Source organism: Shewanella sp. SG41-4 (assembly GCF_014164505.1).
Taxonomy (GTDB): Bacteria; Pseudomonadota; Gammaproteobacteria; order Enterobacterales; family Shewanellaceae; genus Shewanella.
The window spans coordinates 1-8,913 of the sequence record NZ_JACJFI010000182.1; the positions used below are offsets into that span (position 1 = coordinate 1).

The window sequence follows — 8,913 nt, forward strand, 5'->3', positions numbered from 1 at the left end:
TGGTCTAATCCCATTTGATTACATCATGGTTTGCCTTGATGAACTGTGTAAACCAGAACCCAATATCGATAGCTTGTTACCCTGGAATTTTAAACAGTAAGTGTGGTTCGCTAGACGGTTACGTTGATTCTAGTAAAAATAAGAGCTTAATAGAAAGCTCTGAGAACTTTATAATATCTGCGAAAGAGATGCTTAAAAAATCTCATTGATTAGGAACAATAAATCTTAGTGATTTATCATGGTTCTATTATCAAGCCCTAGAGATGGACAAAAGCCATTATTGTAGGGATTAACTAACCAGTTATACGTGTTAATGAGGCGGTGTGAATTGCTTTATTCCAATTTACTTAAGCATATCCACCAAATTCAACCGAATGAATGTACTCGATGAATAACATTTGATTACCATTCTCACAGATAAATTTTGCTGTTTGTCCACCTAATGCGGGTATCCTTTGATGATTAAACCAAAACATTGCTTTATCTGCATTCCCTGACCAAGTTAGTAATAGTGGGATCAGATACATTTGTTCTTCAACCGTAAAAAAACACTTAAGGGCGATATGCAACTCTTGATAGTCGGAATTCGCAGTACTCATCGATCCTCCTTTAAAGGTTAAATATAGTTTTAAATAAGGTCTATTCTGATAAAAACACACCTATATTTGTAACAAATTTCATTGTGTTTTGCAGAAGTTTTTGGCGTAAACAATTATGCTAGGTGCATACTGCAAAAGTAACCCGTGTTGTGACTAAACCTATTGTGGTTTATTAATGAAGTAGGCTTGTTTGTTTATGGTTCTTATTTATCATTATTTCATGATGATATTCGGACGTGTCATTTTTTAAAAATGGCAGCAATATTATTACTCACTTCGCTCAGAGGCGAGATATCACTATTAACGCATGCTGATGGGTTCTTGAAAGTATCCAAAAATAAATAAGTTAGTCACCGAGTATTGGGACTTAGGTCCGATACATAGACTGTTCTGAATATTTTTGATTTTGTAACAATATCAAGTTGATTTTACTGAACTCACCGTAAAAGTAACTTGTTGAGGCTTGCCCTGCAACGACCGTGTAAAGATTGGTTTAGAAACTACAGGAGTGTAATGATGATCAACTTTTTCGCATTCATCTATGTGCTGGATTAATGCTTTGATCGCATTTTTATATTGTTCAGGTACTCTCATCACTATTGTTTTTTCATATCGAGTCTTACGGCCAGCACCTTTACGTACACCACCATGCGCCCCTTTATGATCTTCACTTTTATCTGACATACTTAGAACCTCTTGATTTCGTAACAATATCAAGATAGCTTGATTTAGTTACATAATCAAATAAAGCTTTATAAGTTTGTTGCTCCACAAGTCAAACAGCAATGCATTATTCGATTGTAAAAATAGACTTGCACCTTGATGGTTTACTGTTAATATAACTGTAATTATATACAGTGGTTTTATGTTATGCGCGTTATACCTATACCTGCCCATGCGGGCATTACTGGCTTTGAAAGCCCTGCTGCTGAATACTCCCAGTTAGGTATTAGTCTGGATGATTTGTTAGTAGAGCATCCAAGCTCGACATTTATTGGCATTGCTCAGGGGGAGTCGATGCAAGATGTTGGCATCTTTGATAGAGATATGATCATTGTTGATCGCCATGAAACTGCACGAAACGGTGATGTGATCGTAGCGAACTTTAATGGTGAGTTTGTGTGTAAAATCTTGGATACCAAGCGTCGTATTCTTCTCTCATCCAATCTGCAATATCAGCCAGTCATTATTCATGAATATGATGATTTTAGTATTGAAGGCGTGGTTACTCGCTCTATTCGTTGCCATCGTCAAAGTCCGCTATTGTGTGCAAAGTAAATGTTTGACCTTGTTGATGCTAATAGCTTCTATTGCAGTGCCGAACAAGTTTTTCGTCCAGATTGGCGCGGTAAGCCAGTTATTGTTCTGAGTAATAATGACGGTTGTATTGTTGCCGCTAATAGGCAAGCTAAAGAAGCCGGTATTCAGAAGTTTTTACCTTATTTTCAAGTCAAAGAGTTATGCACTAGGCGCGGTGTTATTGTTTGTTCTTCTAACTATGAACTCTATGCTGACCTTTCTAGTAAAATGATGAATATCATTGGCCGTTTTGCTCCAGAACAACATATTTATTCTATTGATGAAAGTTTCCTTTCTTTTAAGAACACTTACCCCGCTATTAAGTGTTTACAGACCCAAGGTCAGTTAATCCGTCGTGCAGTATGGAAAGAAGCAAGATTAGCGGTTTGTGTGGGGATAGCAGAAACTCTCACTTTGGCTAAAATTGCTAATCACGCTGCGAAGAAAATTAGGGATTACCAAGGCGTCTGCTTCATGAGTAATGAACAAGAACGTATTTCAATCTTAAAGCAGCTAAGTGCAGGTGATGTTTGGGGAATTGGACGTCGAATAAGTAAAAAGCTTGAGTTAATGAATATCCACACAGCTTATCACTTGGCTTGTATGCCACCTATGTTGGCGAGAAAGTTGTTTAGTATTGAAATCGAGCGTACGGTTCGTGAGCTCAACGGACAAGCGTGTAAAGCGTGGGATGAAGCAAGAGCGGATAAAAAACAGATTTTCTCTACCAGGAGCGTTGGAGAGCGTATAACAGACTATGAATCGCTATTGCAGGCATTAAGCAAACATGTCGGCATTGCAGCCGCTAAAGCCCGCAAACAAGGCTCAACCTGTAAAACCATGATGATTTTTGCTAGTAGCTCACCACATGATGAACATCCAGTCAGCTACAAAGCGATAGTCCATTTTCCTTGCTCAACTAATTGTAGTGTAGAGCTAACTCAGGGGATGAGTGGTGCCGCTTCCCAGCTTTTTCGTGAAGGAACACGATATTATAAGATTGGTATCGGGCTCATCGAGCTCGTTAGTGAAACCTATAATCAGCTCGACTTATTTAATCCTCAAAGAGCGAATCCAGCGTTAATGAACACACTTGATAGTATCAACCATCGCTATGGCAGTGATACTGTCTTTTTAGCTGCACAAGGTATAGAACATAAATGGGCTATGCGACGTGACTTACTAACACCTCAATACACCACTAATTGGGCTTGTGTACCTAATATAAAGTGCTGAAAATGATATTTCGGAACACTGAATATCATTATTGATACCAGGCCCACTCAAATGGATAACAACTAAAAGCGTTATATGTAACAGTTTCTCGTGAAGCAAAATTTGATGAGGGAAAAGTGTTTATTGGATGGGCGTATGTGTGTTTATATTCAGCCTTCCAAGAGATTGGCCGAGACCAGAATATTCGTCATCGTAACGCATAATTAGACAAAAATAATTTAGGAGCAATGCTCTTGGTATGTTTAAGATTAATATTTGTATGGGTTTACACTGAACGAAGCGGAGGCCTACCCATATTAGTTAAACGCGGTAAGTTTTCCGCGCTAGGCGTCGAACCTGAATTGGTGCATTTTCTTCCATCGGGGCGATCACATGAATAAGCTCTCGCGATTCAGCTAGCTCGACCAAATGCTCGGACAATAAGGTCTCAATCCTGCTCAAATATTCGGGTACCTTTTTATGGAAGGCCAACGAACTATTCCCTTTTGAAAACGGATTCTGAGAGTGAAGCATAGCTCCACATTTATCGTATAACTGTTCGAACTGATTTCTCGTAAGGTAACCACCTCGAACTCTATTCCAGCCCAGCCTGTTGAAGTCATCTATTGGGACTGGATAAAACTCGGGATTGATAGTCTCAATTTTGCGCAAAATCCTGGCTGCGTGCCAATCCTTTGCAATATCGTTTCTCACTGAACGGTATGCCTCTTGGTATGACACAAGCGAGGAGAACGCAATTAGCTCAAGCAATTTTCGTAACTGAAGGGCTTCTGATTCAATGGTGGTTTGGAGATAAGTACAGTGAGTTTTTCCGGATGTGAAGTCACGCAGCGTTTCTATCCGATAGCGACACTCCCACATCATAGAAGCATATTTTCTGCGAGCTCTGCTTTCCATGCTTTAACACCTAGCCCAGCGGCGCGAGCTCACTAGCATCTGGCGGCCAAAGGCCGCGAACTGCTGCGTATTGTTAAACATCTCCCGTCTCTGGTGAAAACAGCTCTACAGGAGTACATCCTTTGAACTTGATAACTCTCTTTGTAACTCTTCGTCCCTCACCACCAAGGCCTAAAGTTACTTTATCTGTCTCGCCACTGAATCCAAGGTTCCCTTTACCCGAGGTATCGTAATACTCTTCAATCTCGACCTCTTCGGCGCTATCTATACGTCGAGCAATAGCCAACTCTTGCTCTACTTTCGCCTGAGCTAAAAGAGCAGTTGCTTTGATTTGCGCTCGGCGATTTATCTCTTCGAGCTCATCAATAGTCGTAGATTTGCCAGACTCCGAAATACTCTCAACGATTTTCTTTACACCGAGGCCAATTAGGTAACCTGTTGGATTAAGAAGGGGGTTCATGTTTTCTCCTACCGTTTAACGTTTTATTAGTGCGCATAGTTAACTATCTGTATTAACTCGAAGTTATCAGTTTTCTATCAAATACACCATCAAGAAAAACGTGCATGTGCGTTTTCCAAACATATTATCTAAAATCGGTAACCTTTAAGTGTTTAATTTTAATGGCTTTAGATTTAAGGGTTTGAGATAACGCGCAAAGATATCGACTTAAAATCACTCAAAATAAAGCGATTTGAATACTACTGTACAACGCTCCAGTTTCGGCCACTCGTGGTGAATAATCGAAAGCAGAACAAAGATGAGAATTTGTAGGAGAATGAGATAGCAAGTTTGTGGTTAAACGTCCCGAGCTAAATCGCTTTGGGGCAAAAACGAGTTAGTTTTCTTGACTTGGAAATGGACCGGTTCAACATTTAAATTGAGGGCGTTGAAGAAAATAGCGTGAGTCCTGACATGGATGTCAGGCTAGTTTTCGCGGTACAGGATGTACCATCGGAAGCGTTAGCATTTTCGAATAAGTCCGAGGCGGACTAAAAATAAAGTTAAAAGCTGGATCTACCCCATGGCGACCTTTTCGCAGTTTGAAAATGTTGCGGGGCGGCTGGGTGATCCAAGAGGGAATAGCCGTTGATTTCCTCTTGGTCTGGTGTGGGCGAAGCGCCACGACGTTAGTGGCCACAGGCCATATTCCAAACTCATTTTGGGGCAATAACCTCTTGGAGCGATCACTCTAAGGCATACCTAGACTAAAGCGTTTCAGGTTCTGTGCTAAAAAACTCGTTATTAATTAATCAACTAATGTATTACAATTCCCACGATTCTTTTTCTAACAAATATCTATCATGAAGTCCTGCGGTCTTCACTCTTTCTGACTTCGTTGAAACAGTTCCATAACCCAAGTTGAGTGCTGACCTTCCCGAAAGACTAAACACAACTCTTTCCTAGGTCGGGTTACCCCTACATAGAAAAGTCTTCGTGCTTCGTTTAGGGCTTGCTCACTTTTGTTGTCGCGCCAGTTTGGAATGTCACCTTTATTGATCCCAAACAACACTACTGCATCAAACTCTCTACCCTTTGCGCTGTGAAGGGTACTTAATGTAACTCGACCAGAGCCCTCAATACGTCCAGCAAATATTTTAAGAGGCATATCAAGATTCATTGTGGGATCAGTTCTTCTTATCATTTCTATACATACCTCCCATTCCTGATGAATATTTCTAGAAATGGCTTTCCACGGTTCAATCAGTTCACGATTGAACCGTTGTAACCAAGGATGGGTGAACTCTTTCATGCCAATCCCACTGTGTAAAAAAACCATCAGTTGAAGTGAAAGTGCTTGTTTTTCACTTTCTCTTGCGAAACTGCCAAATACAATACTAATAGCTTGGCTCATGAGACGACTATAAGGAGGATTGGCATCACACCATCCTCCTGATACCCAACAAGCACATGCCTCAATAAAGCGTGCAAGTCTGGAGCTTCGCTTGACCAATGCATTTCCATCCGTTCGGATAAAAGCACTATCGGCCTGTTCTAGAGCTTTTGCAACCTTGTCACCGAGCCATGCAGCACGATAGAGGATTGCAATCTGCTCGGGTATGAAACCTTTGATTATTAGTGAAGGTAGTACTGTTCTAGCTATTTGGTTTGCCTGCAAATCGTGGTTACCTTGAACCGGCCAATAGCTTAGTTCGCCACCGGTGTGGCTGCTGGCAGTGTGATAATCCCGCTCCTCTCCGAGAGCTCCCAAAGAGGCTCGAATAATTTTTGCACCTGAGCGATAGTTAAAACGCAGATGATAATTTTTTATATCAACTCGTTGTGTTAGGTTTTGTAGTAAGTTGGGATTAGCACCATTAAAGCTATAAATTGACTGATCAAGATCACCTACAGCGAATAAGCGGATACCACTTTCGAAGCAGAGTAATAGCACAAGCTCATGCAGGGCATGTCCTAGATCTTGATATTCATCGACGAATAGAACAGGGAAGCGGGCAAGTAAAGCATTTCGAATCCATAGGTGCTCTTTAATAATTCGAAAAGCAATCAATGGCATATCATCGAAGTCGATAAGTCCTTTTAAGCGCAATTGAGCTTCATAAGCCTCTATAAAGTTTGCAAGTTCAGGGTTTAGTATCCGCCATGAAGGTAGACTGCGGTCGACATCGCGACGTCTTTTCTGCTCTGCTAAGCGCCATCGTTCATTTGGATCTCCTGCATCATTGAAAATAAAACTATAAGAGACCTTTATGGCATCCTTGGTTTCGTTTCCTGTGGCCACTCGAAAATTATCAGGAAGAAGTCCAGGAATACAGCGGGCATAGGGTAATATTACTTGCGTGAGAGCAAAGCTATGGACTGTTCCAATAAAGGATCTATCACTACTTTTAATCCCTAGCTTGGCAAGACGTGATTCAAGTTCGATAGCGCATTCGTTATTGTAGGTGATGCATGCAACTCCGCGAGGTTCAGAAATATCTTCTATTAATGTTCGTGCCATTGCGATCGTCAAGGTCTTAGTTTTACCACTACCAGGCCCTGCTAAAACGATGCAATGCCCTAGCTCGCGAACCGCATCATATTGCTCCTGATTACGCTCAAGTTCAGTAAGTTCTTTTGCTAAGGCAGAATGATTAGGCATTAGACACAACATACTCAATTGCTGAAGAGATGTAACTTGGTGGGGTAAGGCCTGTTACTCTCTTGGCAAGCTTTCCACTCAGGCGTCCTTTTCCAATACTTGCGATCATGACTAGCAATTGCTCTGGATCGACAGGATCTCCGGATCGCCAAGAGGCAATGCGGGCCGTACGTCTGGTACCAAATTCTTGCTCACTTAAAATACCTATTAGGGCTTCACGCAGATTAGGTGTATTAGCCACAGAGAGCTCGAAAGTCAGATCATTCAAGAAAACGCCAACCTTTGCCCCCCAATCCCTGAAAGAGTTGGGATCAGTGGCTTCACACCAAGCCAGATTCTCGCGTGTCAATGGAGCATTATTGGATACGTCACAATGGGCATTCCAGATGCCTATTGTTCTGGCTTTCCCTAATGGTGGCTTTGAACCGTCTAGAGGATCCCAGTCAGTGATGACCGCAAAAGGGATACCGAGGCTGCCAGCAAGTTTTACATAAGGGGTAAAGTTGGCACCCGCAACATTACAAACTGTAATACCGAGTTGATCTAATTTGTACCCCAGCGAATTTGCGAAACTAGGTAATAATGCTTCCTCTGAATCGCCTTCGACAAAGATCACGCCACGAGCGAATAGCAATTCAGATCGAGTAGCGGTTAGGTAACGCTCAATATCATCAAGCTCGTCGGGGGTTACTGGTAGATTAGCTAATGAATAAGCTCGAGATGAGCCGTTCGCTGACCGTAGGATTACAATTGAGCGAAGTGGTGCAACAGAAGCGAGAGTTGGAGAATGGCTCGTAACAATCAATGCTTGAGCTTGATCTGTATCTTGAAAGAGCTTGTCAAATAGAGCTCGTTGAAGTTGTGGGTGAAGGTGAGCTTCTGGCTCCTCAATACAAAGTAACGAGTAGTTCCGTTCGTTTTTTTCGCGTCTCCAAGCAAACTCCGCTAATTTTAATGCCACTAACATTACATTGGCAGACCCTAGGCTAGCTTCCGCAATGCCACGCTTACCATCATCTATAAAAATAGAGAGCGAACGAAAAAGCCTTAGCGGGTCTGTTGGTGCAAAACGAAGTCGCGCATCGGTATCATGTTTGCTTCCAGATAAATCTAAAATCCGAGAACGTATAGATTCTTCTAGCGATTTCACAGAAGGGAAACTTTCCATTTTTTTTGTTGCAGACTCTAAATCTATAGCTACACCATTTAGTTCTTCTCGACTTACAGAAGCTACAGCATCTTCGAGCAATGGTCGTAGCGGAGAGTTTCGCCAAGACGCTAACTGTCCTTCGGCATCACGCAGAGCATCCAACATATCGATAGCTATTCGACGGCGAACACGACTGGATACATATCTTGATTCATCGCCGCCTCCATAAACAAAAAATTCAAAATCTTCACTAGATTTAGGGTTACCATTGACCTCATTTTTTTTACGAAAAACGTAACTTAGCTGAGCAACTCTTGGATTTTCTGCAATACGGAAATCAGTTAGTAAGGTAGTCAAAGCTGCATCAGTGTCGAAATCAGCGAAATTGAGGTGTACCTCAATCTGTGGATTTGTCTCGAAATTACAACCATCCCAGAAATCAGAAATCTTTAACTGCCGTGCAGAGTCTGGAAGGGTAAGATCAAGAACTAAGCGAATCGCAAAAAGAAGGTTACTTTTGCCGACTCTATTTTCTCCGAGAAGAATGACGTTTCTGCCAAGAGGTATATCGACCGCTTCAAAATTGCGGAAGTTACGAATGCTCAGATTTGCTAAGTTCACATCATTTCCT

General features: G+C 41.6%; 8 protein-coding genes. 2 read left to right on the forward strand and 6 right to left on the reverse strand.

The genetic code is table 11. The features are described 5' to 3' along the window. Window positions 1-347 precede the first annotated feature (347 nt). Window positions 348-599: a hypothetical protein gene (locus tag H5202_RS15085; RefSeq protein WP_182772798.1), complete on the reverse strand. Its 252-nt coding sequence runs from the start codon at window positions 597-599 to the stop codon at window positions 348-350. 417 nt (window positions 600-1,016) lie between these two features. Next, a complete protein-coding gene (locus H5202_RS15090) occupies window positions 1,017-1,283 on the reverse strand; it encodes a hypothetical protein (protein WP_182772799.1) in 267 nt (88 codons plus the stop codon). Between the two features lie 186 nt (window positions 1,284-1,469). Between H5202_RS15090 and H5202_RS15095 the strand changes: the two genes are divergently transcribed. Continuing rightward, window positions 1,470-1,877: a LexA family protein gene (locus H5202_RS15095; protein WP_182772800.1), complete on the forward strand. Its 408-nt coding sequence runs from the start codon at window positions 1,470-1,472 to the stop codon at window positions 1,875-1,877. Further along, a complete protein-coding gene (locus H5202_RS15100; RefSeq protein ID WP_182772801.1) occupies window positions 1,878-3,134 on the forward strand; it encodes a Y-family DNA polymerase in 1,257 nt (418 codons plus the stop codon). It begins immediately after the preceding gene. Between the two features lie 300 nt (window positions 3,135-3,434). Here the strand turns inward: H5202_RS15100 and H5202_RS15105 are convergent, their stop codons facing one another. The 4 genes from H5202_RS15105 to H5202_RS15120 form a co-directional block, all read right to left on the reverse strand. Continuing rightward, window positions 3,435-4,031, reverse strand: coding sequence for a hypothetical protein (locus tag H5202_RS15105; protein ID WP_220493889.1), 597 nt, complete (start codon window positions 4,029-4,031; stop codon window positions 3,435-3,437). 73 nt (window positions 4,032-4,104) lie between these two features. Then, window positions 4,105-4,491: a hypothetical protein gene (locus tag H5202_RS15110; protein WP_182772802.1), complete on the reverse strand. Its 387-nt coding sequence runs from the start codon at window positions 4,489-4,491 to the stop codon at window positions 4,105-4,107. Between the two features lie 859 nt (window positions 4,492-5,350). Beyond that, the gene (locus H5202_RS15115; protein WP_182772803.1) at window positions 5,351-7,132 is read right to left on the reverse strand and encodes an ATP-dependent helicase; all 1,782 of its coding nucleotides are present in this window, start codon (window positions 7,130-7,132) and stop codon (window positions 5,351-5,353) included. After that, on the reverse strand, window positions 7,125-8,913 hold a 1,789-nt coding region (locus H5202_RS15120; RefSeq protein ID WP_220493890.1), incomplete at its 5' end, for an ATP-dependent nuclease. The genes H5202_RS15115 and H5202_RS15120, both read right to left, overlap by 8 nt.

What these genes read in the sequence shown, in the direction of transcription:
- H5202_RS15085 (WP_182772798.1), bottom strand. Translation starts at nt 599, where the DNA reads ATGAGTACTGCGAATTCCGACTATCAAGAGTTGCATATCGCCCTTAAG.
- H5202_RS15090 (WP_182772799.1), bottom strand. Translation starts at nt 1,283, where the DNA reads ATGTCAGATAAAAGTGAAGATCATAAAGGGGCGCATGGTGGTGTACGT.
- H5202_RS15095 (WP_182772800.1), top strand. Translation starts at nt 1,470, where the DNA reads ATGCGCGTTATACCTATACCTGCCCATGCGGGCATTACTGGCTTTGAA.
- H5202_RS15100 (WP_182772801.1), top strand. Translation starts at nt 1,878, where the DNA reads ATGTTTGACCTTGTTGATGCTAATAGCTTCTATTGCAGTGCCGAACAA.
- H5202_RS15105 (WP_220493889.1), bottom strand. Translation starts at nt 4,031, where the DNA reads ATGGAAAGCAGAGCTCGCAGAAAATATGCTTCTATGATGTGGGAGTGT.
- H5202_RS15110 (WP_182772802.1), bottom strand. Translation starts at nt 4,491, where the DNA reads ATGAACCCCCTTCTTAATCCAACAGGTTACCTAATTGGCCTCGGTGTA.
- H5202_RS15115 (WP_182772803.1), bottom strand. Translation starts at nt 7,132, where the DNA reads ATGCCTAATCATTCTGCCTTAGCAAAAGAACTTACTGAACTTGAGCGT.